The following is a 21,373-nucleotide window of genomic DNA, read 5'->3' as shown; positions in this document are numbered from 1 at the left end:
CCTATAGGGTATCAACTTAGTGTTAAGGCTCAAGGTCTAAAAATGCGATCTTTTAATAGTAGTCGATAACATAAGCGCTGATGCCATAGAGTGACTATATATAGCAAAGTATAGTAAATAGTTTTATAGCGGTTGGTTTTTGATTATTTTATAACGGCCATTATATAAGCATCACTATATAGCCAGCTGTCCACTAATAGCCAATATTGCACATTATTATTTTTACTAATTATCTCCTGCGGGTTTGAGATAAACGCTTCAAGAGAAAACGCGCTAAAAGCAAGTGCTTTAACGCGTTACTGCAGTACCCCAGCATTAACACACCTCACGAACAGATAAGGATAACAACATGAGCCAGTCTTCTAACGCCAATCGTATTCAAAAAGGCATCCTTGCCATTGACCAGCAGTTGTATGACTTTATTGAAAACGAAGTGCTGCCGAAAGTCGGTGTTGATTCAGACAGTTATTGGTCAGGTTTTGAAAAAGTCATTAAAGAGTTCACCCCGCGTAACAAAGCGCTGCTTGCGACTCGTGACAAAATTCAAGCGCAGATTGATCAGTGGCACCTGGACAATCCTGCCAAAGACGGTGACATTGACTATCCTACTTATAAAGCATTCTTAAAAGAGATCGGCTATCTGTTACCAGAAGGCGATGACTTTACCGTAAGCACGCAAAACGTCGATGACGAGATTGCTCATATTGCAGGCCCGCAGCTGGTTGTACCAGTACGTAATGCTCGCTATGCACTGAACGCGACCAACGCGCGTTGGGGCAGTTTATACGATGCATTATATGGTACTGACGTCATCAGTGACGAAAACGGTCAAGAAGCAACAGGCGGTTATAACCCAACGCGCGGTGCTGCTGTTGTCGCTTACGCCAAAGCATTTCTAGACGAACACTTTGCATTGGCATCAGGCTCATATACTGATGCGACAGGCTTCAAGGTTGTTGATGGTAAGCTTGAAATCGTCCAAGGTGACGGTAGCACTGAGCTAAAAGACGCCACGAAGTTTGTTGGGTTTGTCGGTGAAGCAGAGCAACCTACTGGTATTTTGCTCAAAAACAATGGTTTGCATGCTGAGATTCAAATTGATGGCAGTCATCCAGTGGGTAAAGATGACCCAGCAAACATCAAAGATGTGCTGTTAGAGTCAGCGATTACGGCGATTCAAGATTGCGAAGACTCAATCGCTGCTGTCGATGCAGAAGAAAAAGTAGAAGTGTATCGTAACTGGTTAGGTCTGATGAATGGCGACTTGCAAGAAACCTTCGAAAAAGGTGGCAAAACTCGCACTCGTAAGCAAAACCCAGACCGCGAATACACCAAGCCTGACGGTGGCACGCTTATCTTGCCAGGTCGTTCACTCCTGTTAATTCGTAACGTTGGTCACTTGATGCAAAACCCAGCCATCTTGGTTGATTTGGGTAATGGTCAAGAACAAATCTTTGAAGGTCTAATGGATGGTTTGATCACCCCGCTATTGACGCTAAATGATTTGAAAGGTAAAACTGGGCTATCGAACTCACGCAAAGGCTCGATGTATATTGTTAAGCCAAAAATGCATGGCCCTGAAGAAGTCAAAATGGCCAATGACTTGTTTAACGCCTCAGAAGACCTATTGGGTCTAGAGCGCAACACCCTAAAAATCGGTATCATGGACGAAGAGCGTCGCATGACGGTCAACCTAAAAGAAGCCATTCGCCAAGCAAAAGAGCGTGTTATCTTCATCAATACGGGTTTCTTAGACCGTACGGGTGATGAGATGCATACCAGCATGAATGCAGGCCCATTTGTCCCTAAAGGTGACATGAAGTCACAAGCATGGCAGCCAGCTTATGAGCAGTGGAACGTGGATATCGGTCTAGAGACTGGCCTGCAGGGTGTGGCTCAGATTGGTAAAGGCATGTGGGCGAAGCCTGATGAGATGAAAGAGATGATGGATACTAAAGCGGCTCATCCTAAGTCTGGTGCTAGCACAGCGTGGGTTCCATCACCAACTGGCGCAACCTTGCACAGCATGCACTACCATCAAGTTAACGTCGCTGACGTACAGGACAGCCTAAAATCACGCGAGCGTGCCAGCTTAGATGATATCTTGACCATTCCATTGGCGAAAGACACCAACTGGACAGACGAAGAGAAGCAGCAAGAGCTAGACAATAACGCTCAGGGCATCTTAGGTTACGTCGTACGCTGGGTGAACCAAGGCGTTGGTTGTTCTAAAGTGCCTGATATCAATGATGTCGGTCTAATGGAAGACCGTGCGACCTTACGTATCTCAAGTCAGCATATTGCCAACTGGTTGCATCATGATGTGGTCAGCGAGCAACAAGTGATGGACACCATGAAACGTATGGCAAAAGTCGTTGATGAGCAAAACGCTGGTGATAACGGCTATCAGCCAATGGCAAACAACTTTGATCAGTCTTACGCGTTCAAAGCCGCCTGTGACCTCGTATTTAAAGGACGCGAGCAGCCTAGTGGTTATACTGAGCCATTGCTCCATCAAGCACGCCTTGATCTAAAAGCCAACTGCTAAACCAATTAGCCCATATGCTTGATTAAGTAATATAACTAGCGTTAGTTATTATTAACGGGCTTTGCTTTAAGGCTATTTATCTAGGTATAAGTAGCCTGCTAACGTTTTGTTTTTAATAAGCATATTAAATATAGTTAATATTCTTATTACTGATATTTCTCAATAACACCTCTATTCGTCCATGACGAGTAGTGGTGTTTTTTTGTCCCTAATTAAATATAGGTTAAACCTCATAGTGGACATGGCTTTGAAGATTTTTTGTCATTAGAGACGTAAAAAATATGTTGCAAATTATGTCAAAGTTGTTATGCTTGTACTCGAAGTATGAGTTTGGTAACGGATGTTACGCAGCAGAAGGATAAAGACCAACGTTTACATGGCAGTTACTTTTTTGATGCTGGTTATGTAAGTCATGGTTTTTTCATCTTACTGTAATAAAACTTCGCCACACTTGTTTCTGACTAATCTCGGTAGCCAGTTACACATTATATCTTTGAGGATTTGTGACGATACCAATATGGGCGCCAGCTAATAATAGCTTGCTCATTACTACAATTGTAAAGTGGAGATACCCCATGAAAAAACTACTTTTAGCTACAGCCGTTGCTGCTCTATCTGTTTCTGCAGCCAATGCCGCTCCTACCGTATATGGTAAAGCGTTCGTAACTGCCGATTATGTCAATGCTGAAATTGACTACCCAAATGGTGACCCTCGTGCAGACAGAGATTCTGACTCAGTACAGATTAACTCAAACTCTTCACGTATTGGTCTAAGAGGCTCTGAAGCCATGACTGCTAATACTGATGTTATTTATCAGTTAGAGTATGGCACGCGTGTCGATGGCGACAGCGATGGTTTTAGCAACCGTGATACGTATCTTGGTGTTGTAAACAAGCAGTTCGGTGAGTTCCGTGCTGGTAAAAACCAGTCTACTTTAGACAAAATTAACAACGTTGTCGTAAACGATGGTTATTGGGATAACCTAGGTGGTAACAAGCTTGAAGAAGACGAAAACTATGGTGGCCTAAATATGGCTGATAGTGGCCGTATCAATAGCTCAGTTATTTGGATGGCTCCAAAGTATAACGGTCTTCCATTACAGCTTTCTCTAATGTACAGTGCTGACGAAAGCTTTGTTGAATCAAGCAAAGATCGCGATAGTGGCTTTGGTGCTGCATTAATGTTTGACCAAGGTACTGGCTTCACCGCTGGTGTTGCTTATGACAAAGACCAAAACATTGCTGGTGACATCATCCGTGGTACAGCGACTGTAGATTTGGGCAAATACATGGCAGCTCCTGTTACTTTAGGTGCACTATATCAAGTAGCTGATTTTGACTATGATCGCTCTACTAAGAAAGAAAAAGGTCTAGTAGTTAGTGGTGCTTTGGGTCTATCTAACTTTGCTCGCCCAGCAACTGTATATGTTCAGTATAATAAAACTGATAACTTGGACGGCATTGAGAACTTTGACTCAGATCAAATTGTTGTTGGTGGTAAATACTACTATCAAGACAATATGATTGTGCACGCTTATGCTGGTAATAACTCAGCTGATATTGGCAATGCTGATGCTGACGTACTAGCTATCGGTGGTGGTCTAGAATACTTATTCTAATCTAACCATTAGAATCTGAATAAAAAACTCATCCTTCGGGGTGAGTTTTTTTGTTGTATGAGTTTAATGATAAAAAAATGTTGATGATAAGCACTGAAAAATAAGAGTTTTGAGCAGTTTGCGCTTTTGCCCTATATTTTGTGGCAGATTTTTAGTAAAATCCTTCTTTACCAATTACCGAAAGAGTACTATGACCAAGTTTATATTTGTGACCGGTGGGGTAGTGTCCTCACTAGGAAAAGGTATCACCGCAGCTTCTCTTGCCGCGGTCTTAGAAGCTCGTGGCGTGACTGTCACGATGACCAAGATGGATCCGTATATCAACGTCGATCCAGGTACGATGAGTCCATTTCAGCACGGTGAGGTATTTGTCACCGAAGATGGCGCAGAGACGGATTTGGATTTGGGTTATTATGAGCGTTTTTTACGCCATTCCAAAATGAGCAAGAGTAATAACTTTACCAGTGGTCGCATCTATCAGAACGTATTGAATAAAGAGCGCCGTGGTGAGTATCTAGGCGGAACCGTACAGGTGATTCCGCATATCACTGATGAGATTAAAAGTAAGATTCTTGCTAGTGGTGAAGGCTACGATATCGCCATTATCGAGATTGGCGGTACGGTCGGTGATATTGAGTCACTACCCTTTATGGAAGCGGTGCGCCAGATGCAAGTAGAGCTTGGTCGCAATCGCGCCATGCTCATGCACCTAACACTGGTTCCTTATATCGCTAGTGCCGGTGAAACCAAAACCAAACCGACTCAGCATTCGGTGAAAGAGCTGCGTTCTATCGGTCTGCAGCCAGATATTCTAATCTGCCGCTCTGATCACCATATCTCGCAAGACAACCGCCGTAAAATCGCGCTATTTACCAATGTAGAAGAGCGTGCGGTTATTATGTGTGAAGACGCACAAAGCATTTATCAAATCCCGCGTACCCTTCATGAGCAAGATCTTGATGATTTAATCTGTGAGCGTTTTGGTCTTGATGTGCCTGAAGCAGATTTGAGCGATTGGGACAAAGTGGTTGAAGCCCAGCTTAACCCTGAAACGACGGTTACCGTAGCGATGGTTGGTAAGTATGTCGAATTGCCAGATGCTTATAAGTCTATCAACGAAGCATTGCTACACGCAGGTATCACGCACAAATCAGACGTTAAGATTGATTATATCGATGCCGAGATGCTAGAAACAGACGATGAATTGTTTGCTCGTCTGAATGATGCGGATGCGATTTTAGTACCAGGTGGTTTCGGTGAGCGTGGTACGTCTGGCAAAATGAAAGCGATTACTTATGCGCGTGAAAACAACGTGCCGTATCTAGGTATTTGTCTTGGTATGCAGTTGGCTGTGATTGAGTACGCGCGTAATGTACTTGATATCGATGCCAACTCTTCTGAGTTCAATCGCACTGCCGCTGAGCCAATCATTGGTTTGATTACTGAGTGGTTGGATGAGCGCGGTGAGCTACAGATTCGTAGTGATGATTCAGACCTTGGCGGCACGATGCGTTTAGGGGCTCAACAAGCGGAACTGGTTGCTGGTAGCAAGCTTGCCCAGATTTATGGTGCAAACAACATCACTGAGCGCCATCGCCATCGTTATGAGATGAACAATCGCTATATCGAGCCATTAGAGCAAGCAGGTATGAAAATATCAGGGTATTCTGCCAAGCAACATTTGGTTGAGTCAGTTGAGATTCCTGCTCATCCATGGTTTATCGCGGTACAGTTCCATCCTGAATTTACCAGCTCGCCACGTGGTGGTCATCCACTGTTTAACAGTTTTGTAAAAGCTGCGAAGAACTATAGCGCCACTAAATAACGGTTATTGTACGAATTACAGTTAGTTCACGATAGAGTAATGGCTATAGAAAGACTGATCTTCGGATTGGTCTTTTTTTGCTTTTTAAGAGAGCAACTATATAAAAATCCTTAGCTGAAACGATTGATTGTGTCCAATTACGCTTAGATACTTTTTTTAATCGGTCTATCGGTTACAATGTAGGACAGTGATATAAATAACAATGAAATACTGATAAAGATAAAATATTAATAACGACAAAGAGGGCGGTTTCTTCATGGATAATTCATTAACGGCGCAATCACATATTCAACTTACTACCCCTAGTAACAATACAATCAATATCGGTAATGATCAGCCGTTTGTATTGTTTGGTGGCATGAATGTTTTAGAGTCCAAAGAGTTAGCATTTGAGATTGCTGAGCAGTATGTCGAGATATGCCAGCGTTTGGGGATTGGCTATGTATTCAAAGCCAGTTTCGATAAAGCCAACCGTTCAAGCCTGCATTCGTATCGTGGTCCTGGATTAGAGCAGGGCATCGATTGGCTAGGTCAAATCAAAGAAAAGTTCCAAGTGCCGATCATTACTGACGTGCATGAACCATATCAAGCGGCACCAGTGGCTGAGGTTGCTGATATTATCCAGCTGCCTGCATTTTTATCACGTCAGACTGACTTGGTACATGCGATGGCTAAGACAGATGCGATTATTAATATTAAAAAGGCGCAGTTTTTAGCCCCGCACGAGATGCGCCATATCGTCAATAAGTGCCTTGAGGGTGGAAACGATAAGCTGATCCTCTGTGAGCGCGGTAGTGCCTTTGGTTATAACAATCTGGTCGTCGATATGCTTGGGTTCGATACCATGAAGCAGATGGATGTTCCGGTATTCTTTGATGTGACGCATAGCTTACAGCAGCCGGGTGCGCGTAGTGATAGCGCGGGCGGACGTCGTGAGCAGATTACCACGCTTGCACGTGCAGGTATGGCAACAGGACTAGCAGGGCTATTCTTAGAAGCGCATCCTAATCCAGAAACGGCGAAGTGTGATGGTCCATGTGCCTTAAGAACCAGTCAGTTAGAGCCATTCTTGCGTCAGCTTAAGCAGATTGATGATTTGGTCAAAGGTTTTGAGGTGTTAGACACTCATTAATGTGGTAAACGATAAGAGGGTAAGATAATGGCCATTCAAGTTGCACAAGTCAGTATCGAAAACATCGATGACGCTGAAGGTCTAGAGAGTGTAATGACCGCGCTTAAGAATATCACAGGGGTGACTGCGATTGAGCTTGATCCTGAGAACGATGTTGCTACCGTCAGCTACGAGGATACCGATACCAGTATTCATGCCTTAACTGCCGCGATTAGCATGGTCGATTATGTCACCCAGCCGTTTCCGATTGATGCCCCGCAAAATCCAAATCATCATGATTAGATACTGCTAGGGCGTGCTTCAGGAAGGAATATATTTTATCTTTTTACTAAAAGTTTTTTCCTTTATTAATATAGTGATAATCAAACGGTCTTGTTGTTCACAGCGATACGGCTTATCCTAGTTGAATAGTGTTTTTATAAGATTCTAAAAGATAGCAGTCTTAAGAGGCTGGTTATAAAAGCAGTTTATTTACTTAAAAAAATATTCAGTAATAAAAAATAAGGAGCCTCTTATGGCAAACCAAACCCGTATTATTAAAATTGATGGTATGACTTGCGGCGGCTGTGTGGCAAGTGTTCATAATGCCACCGCTGATATCGATGGATTAGATGATATCAGTATTGAGCTTGCAGACAACCAAGCAACAGTCACCTTTGATGATAGTAAAACCAGTGTAGAAGTCATTGCTGCTGCTATCGATGATGCAGGCTTCGATGCTACCGTTGCTAACTCATAAGCCTTGTTATTTATGCAAGTAAACCAGCTGTTATGGCTGGTTTTTTCATGGATGTTTAAGGCTCTCTTAACCGTTTTTTTAAATGCCTTTCTACGCATGCTCTTAACTGACAGTCATGATACTTATAAGGTTGCTTCTGTGACGACGCTGGCTTATTGTTACTGAGCTGCAGTCAGTGTCTGACTTGAATAGGCCGCAGTTGTGACCATCTACTATTTAGTATCACTCAATATGTGATAAAAGTGAAAGTACCTTACTTGTTTCATTTGGATTTACCACCCCATTATATTTTTATTGCTCATACAAATCTATAAACGCTATAACGCGCTATAACGCAATGACGAGTTCTATTTATGAATGATTCTACCCATACTACCAATGACCAGTCCTATGATGTTGAGACTGATACACAGTCTAATACGACGCTCGCGCCGGAGCGTGCACACCTGCAGCTGGCCATTGATGGAATGACATGTCAGGCTTGTGCCTCACGCATCGAAAAGGTGCTCAATAAAAAACCTTCGATATATGAGGTGAATGTAAACTTCGCTGGCGAGACCGCCAATGTAGATTATGATCCGACGCAGACGACGCCCGAGCAGGTCACAGAATGGGTAAATAAAACGGGTTTTGTTGCAAACTTGCAGGCAGGCGACAGCTTGTTTGCACAGAAGGATGAAGATACAGCGACCGAATACCCATGGCGATTGATTGGACTGTGGATTTGCTTAGTGCCGTTTTTAGTTGGTATGGCGGGTATGCTTGTGGGTCAAGGTATGGCGTGGATGCCGCCAGTTTGGATTCAGTTTATCCTAGCGACGATTGTGCAATTTGGGCTGGCGTTACCCTTTTACAAAAGCGCTTGGGCGTCCATCAAAGGTGGTCTTGCCAATATGGACGTACTGGTGGTCATCGGTACGGTGACTATTTGGGCATATTCAACGTATCTATGGCTCACTCATGGTGATGGCACGTTAAACAGTCTATTGCAAAGCAGTCATGGCAGTGGACACGGACCTGCTGTATATTTTGAAGCAGGGGTGATGGTCATTGCTTTTGTTCGTACGGGTAAGTATTTAGAAGAGCGCACCAAAAAGCATAGTCTTAATAGTATTGATTTACTATTGTCATTGACTCCTGATGAAGTTGAGCAGCAGCAGCCGAATGGCGACTTTCATAATGTGGCACTGCAAGATGTGCAAGTTGGTGATATTTTACGCGCTAAGCAGGGCAGCCGCGTCGCAACCGATGGTATGGTCATCGGTGGCAGTGGTTGGTGTGTCGAGAGTCATTTAACGGGTGAGTCAGTACCGCTTAAAAAAGAAGAGGGCGATGGGCTACTCGCAGGCGCTCTCGTCGAAAACGGCAGTCTACTGTATCGTGTCAGTGCTAAGGGTAGCGACACTAAGCTGGGTGATATGGTACAAGCGCTCAGCGACGCTCAAGGCTCAAAAGCTGATTTAGCGCGTCTTGCTGATAGAGTCACAGCTATTTTTGTCCCAGTCGTCGTTGCTATAGCCCTTGTCACCTTTGGTCTGACATGGTGGTTGACAGGTGCCGTTAGTACGGCATTGATGCATGCGGTGTCAGTGCTAGTCATTGCTTGTCCCTGTGCGCTTGGTTTGGCAACACCAGCGGCTATCATGGCTGGTATGGGTGTCGCCGCACGTCATGGCGTTTGGTTCAAAGATGCACAAAGCCTTGAAGCTGCGGGCAACATTGATACTGTTGTGCTTGATAAGACAGGCACATTAACCATTGGTAAGCCTACTATCGTAGACAATGTGATGGTAGATAGGTCCATTGCCGTTGATGATGTCTTACAAATTGCCGCAAGCGTTGAAGCCCATGCCAGTCATCCACTAGCCACGGCATTGATTAATGCGGCTACTGAGCGCCAATTACCATTGATGAATGTCACTGACATTAGTGTTGTAAAAGGCGCTGGTATCCAAGCAAATATCGAAAGCCTGGGTCTTGTAAAAGTCGGCACCGCAGAGTTTGCTAATTTAACCTTGCCTAAGTTTATGCCAAAAGTATGGCAAATTGCTAGTACCGTTGCGGTTAGTATTAATGATGAGCCGTTAGGTGCTTTTGCCCTTGCTGATGACTTAAAGCCTGATACGCCACAAGCCATAACCGCGCTACAAGATGCTGGTATCAATGTCATTTTGATGAGTGGTGATAAGCAGTCCGTCGTCGACCATGTGGCAGGGCAGCTGGGTATTGAGCAAGCTTACGGTAAAATGAGCCCTCGTGACAAAGCAAGCCAAATTGCCGTGTTGCAAACCGCTGGGCATAAAGTTGCGATGGCAGGTGATGGTGTTAACGACGCACCAGCGATGGCGACCGCCGATGCTAGCTTTGCGATGTTTGAGGGCACTGATGTCGCTCAGCATAGCGCCTCTGCACGCTTGATGGGTGAGTCGCTCATGCATATCGATGCCGCGCAAAAAATTGCGAATGCCACGCTACGAAATATCAAGCAAAACTTATTCTTTGCTTTTCTTTACAACACGCTTGGTATTCCGCTTGCCGCTTTTGGTTTTTTAAACCCAATGATTGCCGCTGCTGCTATGGCGCTCAGCTCCATTTCAGTATTGATGAATGCACTAAGATTGACACGATTCAAAACCGAGGTTGAGCTGGAGAATACCGTCTCTAACCCTCATAATGATGGCAAAGGCGTCACGAAAGTATGAGTGCTATCTCACTTCTAATATCGTCGCCAATTCAACAGTTCGATTATGACTGCTATCGCTGCCCATAGATGATTTTGTGGGCGCAAGTTGGTGTAAGATAAGGGAAGTTTGGCAAAATTTATGCTATGATGCTAAGCACTATAGCTGACGGTTAAAATACCAAATAGACTTGTCATTATTTGCAAAGTTACGCGTAAATAAATCGATTTTATAAACGGATATAAGATTGTATCAACCGTATAAATAGGCAAGACTGGTCTGGGTATACAGGCTATACGATATTTTGCTTTATCTTTTTTGTATTCTAGTTGCCGTTATTTACCCCACAAACTTGGCATGACCAAAGGAATTAACAGACATTATGTACGCTGAAGAAACCACCAACATCGCCGCAATTAAAGACATTCGCGCTCGTGAGATTTTAGACTCACGTGGTAACCCAACGATTGAAGCTGATGTGATTTTAGCTGATGGCACCATCGGTCGTGCTGCCGCCCCAAGTGGCGCTTCTACTGGCTCGCGTGAAGCACTTGAGCTGCGTGATGGCGACAAAGATCGCTACATGGGTAAAGGCGTTAAAAAAGCCGTTGCCAACGTCAATAGCCAGATTCGTAGTGCACTGATGGACAAAGATGTCACTGAGCAACAAGCCATTGATGATGCCATGATTGCATTAGATGGCACAGAAAACAAAGACAATCTTGGTGCGAACGCTATGCTAGCCGTGTCACTAGCGACAGCTAAAGCCGCCGCTAAGTCACAAAGTCTGCCACTGCATCAGTACATTGCAAATCTGCGTAATCAGACGTCATTGACGATGCCGGTACCGATGATGAACATCCTAAACGGTGGTGAGCATGCGGATAATACGGTAGACATTCAAGAGTTTATGATTGAGCCAGTTGGTTTCACCAGCTTCTCAGAAGCGCTGCGTGCGGGTACAGAGATTTTCCATAGCTTAAAATCGGTACTGAAATCACAAGGTCTAAATACTGCGGTTGGTGATGAAGGTGGTTTTGCACCAAACCTACGTAGCAACGAAGAAGCTATCACCGTCATCATGCAAGCGATTGAGCAAGTCGGCTATAAAGCAGGCGAAGATATTCATTTAGCTTTAGACTGTGCTGCTAGCGAGTTCTATAAAGATGGCCAATATATCTTAGCAGGCGAAGGTAATAAAGCCTTTGATAGCCAAGGATTCTCAGATTATTTAGTAGGGCTAGCACGTCAGTATCCTATTATCTCTATCGAAGACGGTCTGGATGAGTCTGATTGGGATGGTTGGAAGTATTTGACTGAGCAGATTGGTGATAAGGTTCAGTTGGTTGGTGATGATTTATTTGTGACCAACCCTGCTATCTTACAAGAAGGTATTGACAAGAAAATTGCCAATGCGATTTTGATTAAGTTTAACCAAATCGGTACTTTATCAGAAACCTTAGATGCGATTTATCTGGCGAAGAAAAACGGCTATGCAACAGTTATCTCGCATCGTTCTGGTGAGACTGAAGACAGCACTATTGCAGATTTAGCGGTTGGTACAGCAGCAGGTCAGATCAAAACTGGCTCATTATGCCGTTCAGACCGTGTTGCTAAATACAATCAATTGCTACGTATTGAGCAACAAGTCCGTGCAAGCTATCGTGGCCGTGAAGAGTTCATCGGTCTGCGTGGTTAAACTGACTGGCTATTTAATTTGAAAATTTTATATTAAACAGCCAAAGCTTATAAGCTGAACTATTAGCGCATGCTAGGCGATGTATCACTGTTTATATATCGCCTAGCAAGTTTGGCTGATTTTTTATTATCTTTCTATCGTTTGGCGTGATCACTCTATGAAATACTTTAGCCAATTTATCCTACTTGCTCTAGCCGTTGCCGTACTTTTAGGATTGCAATATCAGTATTGGCTAGGTGAAAACGGTCGGGTTGAGCACAATAAACTGATGACTCAAATAGAAGAGCAGCAGCGCTTAAACGACAATCAAGTAGCGGCAAATAACTTATTACGCACGGATGTTCATGACCTGAAGACTGGTCTTGAAGCAGTAGAAGAGCATGCCCGTTTAGATTTGGGTCTGATTAAGCCTAATGAGACATTTGTACAAGTATCAACCGCGCCGACGACGCACAGTCGTTATTAATCATGCTTGATTTTGAAGTTATTATTTTCCTCTATTTATAATAGAGCCATTATACTCTATTAGACTCTTTTTCACCTTTCTTATTGCTCATCCTTCTAGCAACATCTTCATTGGTCTCAACCATGAGCACTGCTTTATGAGCGCTATCATATGAGCACTGCCTTATGAATACCACACCTAAAATACATGCCATGATCGTCGCTGCTGGTCGCGGTAGTCGCTTTGGTGCGTCTGTAGCTAAACAATATACCAAGCTACAAGGGCAAACGTTAGTACAACACAGCGTGGCAAGGCTTGCGTGTAGTGGTTATATAGATAAATGCTTGTTGGTCGTAGCCGCTGATGACAGTACAGCCCAGACGCTTAATTTTGCGCTCCCCATCAATTATGCGGTTGGCGGCGCTGAGCGTTGGCAGTCAGTACGAGCAGGGGTAGAGGCCATTCATAATGAAGGTGCTGAAGATTCAGATTTGGTATTGATTCATGATGCTGCACGTCCTGCTGTACCAAGCCATGATATTGATAAAGTTATCGAAGCTGCGATGTTAGAGCCTTATGGTGCTATTCTCGCCACACCAGTGGCTGACACCCTAAAAGAGTCCTATGTTCAATGTAGCGATCACTCTGAGCCTAAAAATAAGCAAGTAGATACAAGTAACCAGCATTCTTATACTAAGCGTACTATCGACCGTAGTAACACGTGGCAAGCACAAACCCCGCAAGTCTTTCGCTTAGCTGAATTGCAAAAAGTATTGGCACATGTCGCCGAGAATCAGCTAGATATCACGGATGAGTCCAGCGCTTTTGAACACTTAGCGCTGCCGATTCGTCTAGTGACTGGCAGTCGGCAGAATATCAAGCTCACTTACCCTGATGATGCCACATTACTAGCAGCGATTTTGACCATTCAATCTTAAATATAAGTGATAACGACACTGTCAAAAATAGCGGCATTTCTTACTACTCCTTTCTGTCAGTTGATTTTGTAACCAACAACCCTTCTAACCATCAAAAACCATTTCCCTCAGTGCTTTAGTGGTTTTGCATTATTCTTTTCTTGCAGCGCTTGGTTTGCATAGGCTTCGGCATATTCACGTCATAAATGTTTCTATGAGAATCATTCAAATATATTCATAAATTTTAATATAAAGTCAGTCTAACATATGTATTTTCATTGATTAGTATGCTTGTAAAGTAAACATAGGTTGCTTTGATGACTAAACTAGCCTATGATGTAACCAACTTAATACAATTAATATAAACACTTATAAAATCAATAATATATCAGACCGATTCATTACGCTTAGTTATGTTGTCTCTATATTTTTTCTGAAGTTAGTATGATTGTTTTAGCGACATTTACCTGATAATAGGGAGAAGCTGATTGTCAACAATCAACGATTCAACAAATCCAGTAACGACAGATCTCTGCCAGCTTGTATATATAAGCCGGATTACCTCTACTGGTCTTTCAAGTCCTAGCACGCTTAATGATATCTCAGAGACCGCGGTTGAACGCAATCAAATAGATAATGTCACCGGTATTCTTTGCTATGGCAATGGCTACTTTTTACAGTGTGTCGAGGGATCAGAGCAGGCACTAACCAATCTAAAAAATCGTTTGTTGGTAGATGATCGACATAAAGAATTAAAGATTTTAGATTTTTCTGAAATTACCAAACGTCGTTTTGCCAGTTGGTCATTACGTTCAATTACCCTTGAGCGTTGGATGACTAAAGAGCCTGAGTTAAAGCAGTTCATGCCATTTAAGCCTTATAATTGGGGCAAAAACGAATGGCGTAAGTTCTTAGATATCTTGCAAAACTACTATGAAGAGCAAGTAAGAACTGGCAATATTGACACACCGCCTATTAAATACAGCACTTTAGGAGTGACTTTGAGTAAAGTGGTTGGTCAACATCAAGCATTCTTTTTGATTCAAACAGTATTGGGCTCGATGATTATCATAGCATTACTGTGGTTAATGCTATCAGATAAAATTTGGTAGATGATTGGTGCTTTTAGATGACTATTGATAACTGATATTCAATAGCTTATAGCCAATTTAAAGTTCGAAAAGCCAGCATGCATTGCTGGCTTTTTTGCGGCTAAATATAAGATGTATTTGAAGTGGATAGTGCTCAATGGACTCTATCAGCTAAAAGAGTAGAGAAGAGGTGACTAGTTTGGCTAAAAAGGTTCGTTTGGTCAAAAAGTAGAAAATAGACATAAAAAAAGCCCCACTCATAATATCTTATGAGTGGGGCTTTTTAGTGGTACGCTTATCAGTCTTATCTAATGCTTATCAAAAGTGCCAATAAGTGACGCCGAATAGTGGCGTCCCCAGGGGGATTCGAACCCCCGTTACCGCCGTGAAAGGGCGGTGTCCTAGGCCTCTAGACGATGGGGACTAGTAACAACGCTTCAGCTGCTTTCACCATTTATGCTGAAGTGGTGCGTATTTTAATGGCGTCTGCGTCTTGTGTCAAGCCTTTTTCTTCTTCTTTTTAAAATTAAATATCTTTTTTTAATGGCACGGCGAGGATGCAGGTCATTACGCTTTAAGTGATGTCGAATCCATAACGAGGTGCAAGCGCTAATGGTTAACGCTAGCAGCATATAACCGAGGATGGTTCCCCATAACTTGAGCTGTGGATCCATGATAAAATCCCTCCTATTGAGCAACCTTGATAGCAGTGCCACACATAAGCGACGTTTGCTATCAAGCCAGCGTGAGCGACTTAAACCATCTGTAGGATATCATTGCAGGTTCAGTATTCTTTCAGTATTAATTTTGCCAGTGTCCTATACTCTATTAATCTTGAAAATAGTCTATAAGACTCTATCAACGTTAATAAGTAAGCTACCTATTGTTTTATAGTGATATCAATCATATCCTCATTGATTGCAAAATCAAGAGGTTAAAGTCGTCAAGTATTACAAATAGCACTATTACAAGTAGTTAGCAACATAGGATATGTGGCTTATTTATTATCATCTTCAGAAGACTCTTCTACATTTGTCTCATTATGCATAGCATTGGCTAGCATCGGGTAGCTGTTAAGGATATGACAAAACAGCTCCGCGGTCTTTTGCGTGTCATATAGTGCAGAGTGGGCGTCTTTACCATCAAAATCAATACCAGCAGCCTTGCAGGCACGTGCCAGCACTGTCTGACCAAAGGCTAATGCAGACAAAGTCACGGTATCAAATACTGAGAAATTATGGAAAGGATTGTGGTTTTTGCTATTAGTACGTAACACCGCAGCATTCAAAAATGCTAAGTCAAAATGGGCATTATGACCGATTAACACGCATTGACGGCAGTCTTCTGCACGGCGCACTTCTTTTAAACCTTTAAAAATACGACGTAGCGCAGTCTTTTCATCTTCAGCAATGGCTTTACGCATTGGGTTTTTAGGGTCAATACCTGTGAAGGCAAGCGCACTTGGCTCCAGATTTGCCCCTTCAAAAGGTTCTATATGGGCATTGAGGGGCTCACCTGGGTAAAACACACCCTGCTCATCAAGCAGCACTGGGATACAGGCAATTTCTAACAAAGCATCCGTCTGCGCATTGAAACCAGCTGTTTCGACATCGACCACGACAGGCAGAAACTTCCGAAAACGGTCTTTTAAGCACATGGCTGTTTGCTCGTCCACCTCGGTATGAGTGGTGGGCTTAGTATTTAAGTCTGTATCATTTATGGCGTTATTGTTGGTTAAGGTGGCTTCGTTTTGAATGGTCATATCAAGTTAAATCACTTTTATCAGTAGAGCAGTGGTATTGAATGAAAACATTGGGGTAATAGCAATCGTCCTATGATACTGCTGACAACACTCAATTTAAGTATATCATCAGTATCATAGGACTAAATAAGTTGCTTTATATGAGCAAGCTTTAGGCTTTTAGAGACCACGGCAGCGTTTCGCCAGCCATCAGTGGAGTCAGTGAGTTGCCATCAAAGTAAGGGTATTCTGTCGGCACTTGCATCGGTGTATTGATGAGCGTAATAGTACTGTCATTTACTGGCAGTCCGTAGAACTGAGCCCCAAATCGGCTTGCGAAGCCTTCTAGCTTATCTATTTTTCCCACACTATCGAAGGCAGTGGCATACAATGCTAGTGCGGTGGCAGCACTATAGCAGCCAGCACAGCCACAAGCGGCTTCTTTTTTATCAGTCGCATGCGGTGCTGAGTCAGTGCCTAGGAAAAACTTAGGATTGCCACTGGTCGCAACGTCTAACAGTACTTTTTGATGGCTTTCACGCTTGAGTATAGGCAAGCAATAAAAGTGTGGTTTGATACCCCCAACCAATAGGTGGTTGCGATTAAACATCAAATGCTGCGGAGTAATGGTGGCCGCAATTTGGTTGCCTTGCGCTAATACGAAGTCAGCGGCATCACTGGTAGTGATATGCTCTACCACAATCTTTAAGGTTGGGAATTTGACGATAATTTGTGACAGTACTTCATCTAAAAAGCGTTTTTCACGGTCAAAAATATCCACAAGATCTTGCGTTACTTCGCCATGTAACAGCAGCGGTAGGTTGTGTTTTTCTAACGCTTCAAACACATCAACGCAGGCATTAATATCGGTGACGCCATCAGCTGAGTTGGTGGTTGCGCCAGCAGGGTAAAGCTTGACCGCTTGTACAAGGCCTGACTGTGCTGCCATCTCGATATCTTGTACAGTAGTATTGTCGGTCAAATATAATGTCATACGCGGATCAAACGCTGACTTGCGCTCAGCACTCAAATCACTGGCTTGTAAATGCGCCATGATGCGCTCGCGGTAAGCACGTGCATCGTCGATATTTTTGACAGGTGGTACTAGGTTTGGCATACAAATGACGCGATTAAAACTGTCAGCTGCATGCGCCACAGTCGTGCTCAAAGCGTCACCGTCACGCAAGTGGATATGCCAATCGTCCGGCTGAAGGATGGTTAACTCTCTAATCGAATCAGTCATAATGTCATCGCGCTCTATATCGTCATATACAGGAATAAAAGTGAGTGGTACTGGGCTGCTATCATAACAGATTTGCCTACTTGACTAAATATGCGGCTAAGTATCTGTACATAATTCATTGAGTATTTATGCAGTAATGGTTAATTCATTTAAATCCTGCTAAATCTGAACATGAATCATTAATCCAAAAATGACTGATTAAAATGAATTAACGAGAGATTTTAGCCAAAAGCTTACACCTTATGGCAGTTGTACTTTTGCCTATAGTAAATATGATGTACACTGAGCAAGTAGATTATCTTTTGATTGTATGTTCGCGCTTTTACCAAATCCCAATTCTCATAATAGGAGTTATTCATGGCTCAGCTTGATCCAAAAAATATTAATAAAATCGTCTTGGCATATTCAGGTGGTCTTGATACCTCAATCATCGCTAAATGGCTACAGGAAACCTATGATGCAGAAGTGATTACCTTTACTGCTGACATCGGTCAGGGTGAAGAGGTTGAGCCAGCACGTGCCAAAGCAGAAGCCATGGGTATCAAGAACATCCATATCGAAGACTTGCGCGAAGAGTTTGCTCGCGATTATGTGTTCCCTATGTTCCGTGCCAACGCGATTTACGAAGGTGAGTACTTACTTGGTACTTCTATTGCGCGTCCGCTAATTGCCAAACGTTTGGTTGAGATTGCCAAAGAACATAACGCTGATGCCATTAGTCATGGTGCGACAGGTAAAGGTAATGACCAAGTACGTTTTGAGCTTGGTGCGGTTGCCTTATCTCCTGATGTGGTGACCATTGCCCCTTGGCGTGAGTGGGATTTGTCTAGCCGCGAGAGCTTGATGCAATATGCTGAAGAACATGGCATTGCTATTGATTATGCAGGCAATAAGAAAAAATCTCCTTACTCAATGGATGCCAACTTATTACACATCTCTTATGAAGGCGGCATCTTAGAAGATCCATATGCTGAAGCAGAAGATGATATGTGGCGCTGGTCAGTCAGCCCAGAAGAAGCGCCAGATAAGGCGCAATATCTGGAATTAGAATATGAAAAAGGTGATATCGTTGCGATTGACGGCGAAACATTAAAGCCTTATGAGGTGATGATTAAGCTTAATGAGATTGGCGGCAAGCATGGTATTGGACGTTTGGATATCGTTGAAAACCGTTACGTTGGTATGAAGTCACGTGGTTGCTACGAGACGCCAGCTGGTACTATTATGCTAAAAGCGCATCGTGGTATCGAATCATTAACGCTGGATCGTGAAGCGGCACATCTAAAAGATGAGCTAATGCCACGTTATGCAAAAATTATCTACAATGGTTATTGGTTCAGTCCTGAGCGTATGATGCTACAGGCATTAATTGATAAATCACAAGAATATGTCAATGGCACGGTTCGTGTGAAGCTGTACAAGGGTAGCGTAAGCGTTGTTGGTCGTAAGTCAGATGACTCATTATTTGATGAGAAAATTGCTACTTTTGAAGATGATGCTGGCGCGTATGATCAAAAAGACGCGGAAGGTTTCATCCGTTTAAATGGTCTGCGTTTGGCTATCGAAGCCAGCCGTGGTCGTGACTTATCAAAATAAGATAAAGATTTAAATAGCGTATAAATAAAAACAGAGGCCTATATGAATAGTGCCTCTGTTTTTTATTGTGGATACATTATTGGCAAAAGTATTATATTAACAATCGCCGTGTGGAAAATAGATATCTCTACTTAGTATCCTCTACAGCTTCAGTACTAGAATCATCGTCATCTACCCTCACAATGGCCACATCTTGTTGCTGATGCTCCTCGCTAGCCTCTTTTTCTAATACCTCTTCAGTGGCAAGGCTAGCACCATCAGATCTTTTCGTTTGATATTTTAGCGTTGCTAATGCACCAAGTACGCTGATGACCAAAATAATGATAAGAATAACGGGATTCTTCCATAGTGGTGTGGATGCTTCATACTCGATCGGTTTTTCACTGGTTGTGGCAGGCGTGTTATCGTTATTAGCACCGATTAACCCTAAGCTGACTAGTGGTGGTTTTGGTGGATTGATAGGCTCTGAGGTGACTCGTAATCGATTACGACTGAGATAAATGTCAGAGATTTTAGCAAGCTGTAATAACCAGCGCTGATGTGGCAGGGCAATGGCGTACATATCTGCGAACACCAACATGTCATTGTGGCGACCTTGCTGTACATTGTCAGGAGAGCGACCAATGGCTTTTAAATAGTTGCCAGTTGCTAGTTGCATATCTTGTACCGGCTCTTGATTTTCAGGTTTAAAACCAGTCAGCTCATGCCAATGAGGGTCGAAAGGTGGCGGGGTGCTCGAGAGTTGCTCAGTGCTTAATAAGCGACGTTCCTGAGGGCTTTCTGAGTGTGTTTCTGAGTTCTCGATTGCGGTATCAACGGAGGTATCAGTACTGATAAGGTCTTTTTCATCTTTATCAGTCAACGCACTTGGCGATTTTTTTGGCTCACTGACGGTAAAACGCGCTGATGATAAGAACTGTGGCTGCAAAGCGAACCACTTATTAATCTCATCATTATCAAGTTGACTGTATTCTGCCAAAATGGCCAGTTCACGTAGGACGATGACACATAAAGATGTGAGTAAAGTTTGCACCTGTTGAGTTGTCGCGTCTATTTTTTCTGCAATGAGTTCACTGGCTTTGATTACCCGTGCGCTATCACTGAATATCGCGTCTGCTGCATCGTGACGATGATATAACGTCGCACTAATGGTCGCAAAATTCATAGAATTATATTGGCGTAGCTCTTTGACTGCACTGCGGCCAAACAGTTTTTTGCTGACTGTTTGCCCTTGATGGCGCTGCTGATAAGCAAGAAGCGCACTGACAATGGCTTGTAAGCTGGCATCTATCGCTAAGCGCGCTTGCGGCAATGAGAGCTGTGCGGCATCTGCTAAAAGCGATACCATAGGCTGGGTATCATGATATAAAAAATCATACATCGACACACGTGTCGGTGAAATAGTCGTCATAATCTGCTAGCATCAAAAAGTGTGCCCCTATATTACGGTGCCAAATGCCTTGATACAATCCCTTAATAATAGAAAAACTCAAGAATTTTACTCATTATGCTCTCAGTAATGCGGTAAACAGCAGTTGGATATGTTTATGAAAAATAATAGCGTTAATAATAATCACCTTGATAGACAGCTGATAATCAATGTCGAGAAGCAGACATTGACGGTTTTTCAGCAGGATATAGAAGTAAAGCAATACCCTGTATCTACTGCCAAAAACGGTATTGGTGGGCAGCAGGATAGTGGTTGTACACCGCTTGGCAAGCATGTCATCGCTGATAAAATAGGCGGGGAGTCGCCTATGAATGCTGTATTTGTGGGACGCGTGCCAACAGGTGAGGTATACGATGCTGAACTTGGTAAGTCGCATCCCGAGCGTGATTGGATATTAAGCCGCATTCTATGGTTAAGTGGTCTTGAGGATGGCGTCAATAAAGGTAGTAACAGCCAAGGGGGCTGCGATACTTATGAGCGCTATATCTATATCCATGGCACACCAGACACTGAACCAATGGGCGTGCCACTCTCACATGGCTGCGTACGTATGCGTAACGAGGATATCGTTGAGCTATTTAAACACGTTGAAGAAGGTGCTGCTGTCACCATCATAGGGAGCTGATTTGATAAGGGGGCTATATTCA

Annotated in this window: 16 protein-coding genes and 1 tRNA gene; 13 read left to right on the top strand and 4 right to left on the bottom strand. The window is 43.2% G+C overall.

Annotation, left to right across the window (positions count from 1 at the left end; all coding sequences use genetic code 11):
- The first annotated feature begins 349 nt into the window (after positions 1 to 349).
- The 11 genes from QL919_RS01010 to QL919_RS00960 all read left to right on the top strand — a co-directional run bounded on the left by QL919_RS01010 (position 350) and on the right by QL919_RS00960 (position 14,717).
- Positions 350 to 2,548, top strand: a complete 2,199-nt coding sequence (locus QL919_RS01010; RefSeq protein WP_290187740.1) for a malate synthase G — start codon at positions 350 to 352, stop codon at positions 2,546 to 2,548.
- A gap of 575 nt (positions 2,549 to 3,123) precedes the next feature.
- Positions 3,124 to 4,167, top strand: coding sequence for a porin (locus QL919_RS01005; protein WP_290187739.1), 1,044 nt, complete (start codon positions 3,124 to 3,126; stop codon positions 4,165 to 4,167).
- 190 nt (positions 4,168 to 4,357) lie between these two features.
- The gene (locus QL919_RS01000) at positions 4,358 to 5,992 is read left to right on the top strand and encodes a CTP synthase (protein WP_290187738.1); all 1,635 of its coding nucleotides are present in this window, start codon (positions 4,358 to 4,360) and stop codon (positions 5,990 to 5,992) included.
- A gap of 256 nt (positions 5,993 to 6,248) precedes the next feature.
- Positions 6,249 to 7,124, top strand: a complete 876-nt coding sequence (gene kdsA, locus QL919_RS00995) for a 3-deoxy-8-phosphooctulonate synthase (protein ID WP_290187737.1) — start codon at positions 6,249 to 6,251, stop codon at positions 7,122 to 7,124.
- Positions 7,125 to 7,151: 27 nt separating this feature from the next.
- Positions 7,152 to 7,406 carry a heavy-metal-associated domain-containing protein gene (locus QL919_RS00990; RefSeq protein WP_290187736.1) on the top strand — a complete coding sequence of 85 codons (255 nt, stop codon included), beginning with the start codon at positions 7,152 to 7,154 and terminating at the stop codon, positions 7,404 to 7,406.
- Positions 7,407 to 7,638: 232 nt separating this feature from the next.
- Entirely contained in the window at positions 7,639 to 7,863 is a 225-nt protein-coding gene (locus tag QL919_RS00985) for a cation transporter (RefSeq protein ID WP_290187735.1), read from the top strand.
- A gap of 353 nt (positions 7,864 to 8,216) precedes the next feature.
- A complete protein-coding gene (locus QL919_RS00980) occupies positions 8,217 to 10,565 on the top strand; it encodes a cation-translocating P-type ATPase (RefSeq protein ID WP_290187734.1) in 2,349 nt (782 codons plus the stop codon).
- Positions 10,566 to 10,950: 385 nt separating this feature from the next.
- Positions 10,951 to 12,243: a phosphopyruvate hydratase gene (eno, locus tag QL919_RS00975; RefSeq protein ID WP_290187969.1), complete on the top strand. Its 1,293-nt coding sequence runs from the start codon at positions 10,951 to 10,953 to the stop codon at positions 12,241 to 12,243.
- A 157-nt stretch (positions 12,244 to 12,400) separates the two neighbouring features.
- Entirely contained in the window at positions 12,401 to 12,709 is a 309-nt protein-coding gene (locus QL919_RS00970) for a septum formation initiator family protein (RefSeq protein WP_290187733.1), read from the top strand.
- A gap of 164 nt (positions 12,710 to 12,873) precedes the next feature.
- Complete coding sequence (gene ispD, locus QL919_RS00965) at positions 12,874 to 13,626, top strand: 2-C-methyl-D-erythritol 4-phosphate cytidylyltransferase (protein WP_290187732.1); 753 nt, start codon at positions 12,874 to 12,876, stop codon at positions 13,624 to 13,626.
- Positions 13,627 to 14,093: 467 nt separating this feature from the next.
- Positions 14,094 to 14,717 carry a BLUF domain-containing protein gene (locus QL919_RS00960; RefSeq protein WP_290187731.1) on the top strand — a complete coding sequence of 208 codons (624 nt, stop codon included), beginning with the start codon at positions 14,094 to 14,096 and terminating at the stop codon, positions 14,715 to 14,717.
- A gap of 327 nt (positions 14,718 to 15,044) precedes the next feature.
- Here the strand turns inward: QL919_RS00960 and QL919_RS00955 are convergent.
- The 3 genes from QL919_RS00955 to pyrC all read right to left on the bottom strand — a co-directional run bounded on the left by QL919_RS00955 (position 15,045) and on the right by pyrC (position 17,680).
- A tRNA-Glu gene (locus QL919_RS00955) sits at positions 15,045 to 15,120 on the bottom strand.
- 573 nt (positions 15,121 to 15,693) lie between these two features.
- Positions 15,694 to 16,353: a ribonuclease T gene (gene rnt / locus QL919_RS00950; RefSeq protein WP_290187968.1), complete on the bottom strand. Its 660-nt coding sequence runs from the start codon at positions 16,351 to 16,353 to the stop codon at positions 15,694 to 15,696.
- 256 nt (positions 16,354 to 16,609) lie between these two features.
- On the bottom strand, positions 16,610 to 17,680 hold the full coding sequence (gene pyrC, locus QL919_RS00945) for a dihydroorotase (RefSeq protein ID WP_290187730.1): 1,071 nt from the start codon (positions 17,678 to 17,680) through the stop codon (positions 16,610 to 16,612).
- 357 nt (positions 17,681 to 18,037) lie between these two features.
- Between pyrC and QL919_RS00940 the strand changes: the two genes are divergently transcribed.
- Positions 18,038 to 19,276, top strand: a complete 1,239-nt coding sequence (locus tag QL919_RS00940; protein WP_290187729.1) for an argininosuccinate synthase — start codon at positions 18,038 to 18,040, stop codon at positions 19,274 to 19,276.
- Between the two features lie 127 nt (positions 19,277 to 19,403).
- Here the strand turns inward: QL919_RS00940 and QL919_RS00935 are convergent, their stop codons facing one another.
- The gene (locus QL919_RS00935) at positions 19,404 to 20,687 is read right to left on the bottom strand and encodes a hypothetical protein (RefSeq protein WP_290187728.1); all 1,284 of its coding nucleotides are present in this window, start codon (positions 20,685 to 20,687) and stop codon (positions 19,404 to 19,406) included.
- Between the two features lie 136 nt (positions 20,688 to 20,823).
- Here QL919_RS00935 and QL919_RS00930 point away from each other — a divergent pair, with 136 nt between their 5' ends.
- Positions 20,824 to 21,351 (top strand): L,D-transpeptidase, encoded by a 528-nt coding sequence (locus QL919_RS00930; protein WP_290187727.1) that lies wholly within the window; start codon positions 20,824 to 20,826, stop codon positions 21,349 to 21,351.
- Positions 21,352 to 21,373: the final 22 nt, after the last annotated feature.

It is taken from the genome of Psychrobacter sp. APC 3426 (assembly GCF_030408035.1).
Classification (GTDB): domain Bacteria; phylum Pseudomonadota; class Gammaproteobacteria; order Pseudomonadales; family Moraxellaceae; genus Psychrobacter.
The sequence above is the reverse complement of the archived record's forward strand: the minus strand, read 5'-3'. Positions and strand labels throughout refer to the sequence as shown.

Coding starts and splice junctions, on each gene's coding strand:
- QL919_RS01010 (WP_290187740.1), top strand. CDS start 350: ATGAGCCAGTCTTCTAACGCCAATCGTATTCAAAAAGGCATCCTTGCC.
- QL919_RS01005 (WP_290187739.1), top strand. CDS start 3,124: ATGAAAAAACTACTTTTAGCTACAGCCGTTGCTGCTCTATCTGTTTCT.
- QL919_RS01000 (WP_290187738.1), top strand. CDS start 4,358: ATGACCAAGTTTATATTTGTGACCGGTGGGGTAGTGTCCTCACTAGGA.
- kdsA (WP_290187737.1), top strand. CDS start 6,249: ATGGATAATTCATTAACGGCGCAATCACATATTCAACTTACTACCCCT.
- QL919_RS00990 (WP_290187736.1), top strand. CDS start 7,152: ATGGCCATTCAAGTTGCACAAGTCAGTATCGAAAACATCGATGACGCT.
- QL919_RS00985 (WP_290187735.1), top strand. CDS start 7,639: ATGGCAAACCAAACCCGTATTATTAAAATTGATGGTATGACTTGCGGC.
- QL919_RS00980 (WP_290187734.1), top strand. CDS start 8,217: ATGAATGATTCTACCCATACTACCAATGACCAGTCCTATGATGTTGAG.
- QL919_RS00970 (WP_290187733.1), top strand. CDS start 12,401: ATGAAATACTTTAGCCAATTTATCCTACTTGCTCTAGCCGTTGCCGTA.
- ispD (WP_290187732.1), top strand. CDS start 12,874: ATGAATACCACACCTAAAATACATGCCATGATCGTCGCTGCTGGTCGC.
- rnt (WP_290187968.1), bottom strand. CDS start 16,353: ATGTGCTTAAAAGACCGTTTTCGGAAGTTTCTGCCTGTCGTGGTCGAT.
- pyrC (WP_290187730.1), bottom strand. CDS start 17,680: ATGACTGATTCGATTAGAGAGTTAACCATCCTTCAGCCGGACGATTGG.
- QL919_RS00940 (WP_290187729.1), top strand. CDS start 18,038: ATGGCTCAGCTTGATCCAAAAAATATTAATAAAATCGTCTTGGCATAT.
- QL919_RS00935 (WP_290187728.1), bottom strand. CDS start 20,687: ATGACGACTATTTCACCGACACGTGTGTCGATGTATGATTTTTTATAT.
- QL919_RS00930 (WP_290187727.1), top strand. CDS start 20,824: ATGAAAAATAATAGCGTTAATAATAATCACCTTGATAGACAGCTGATA.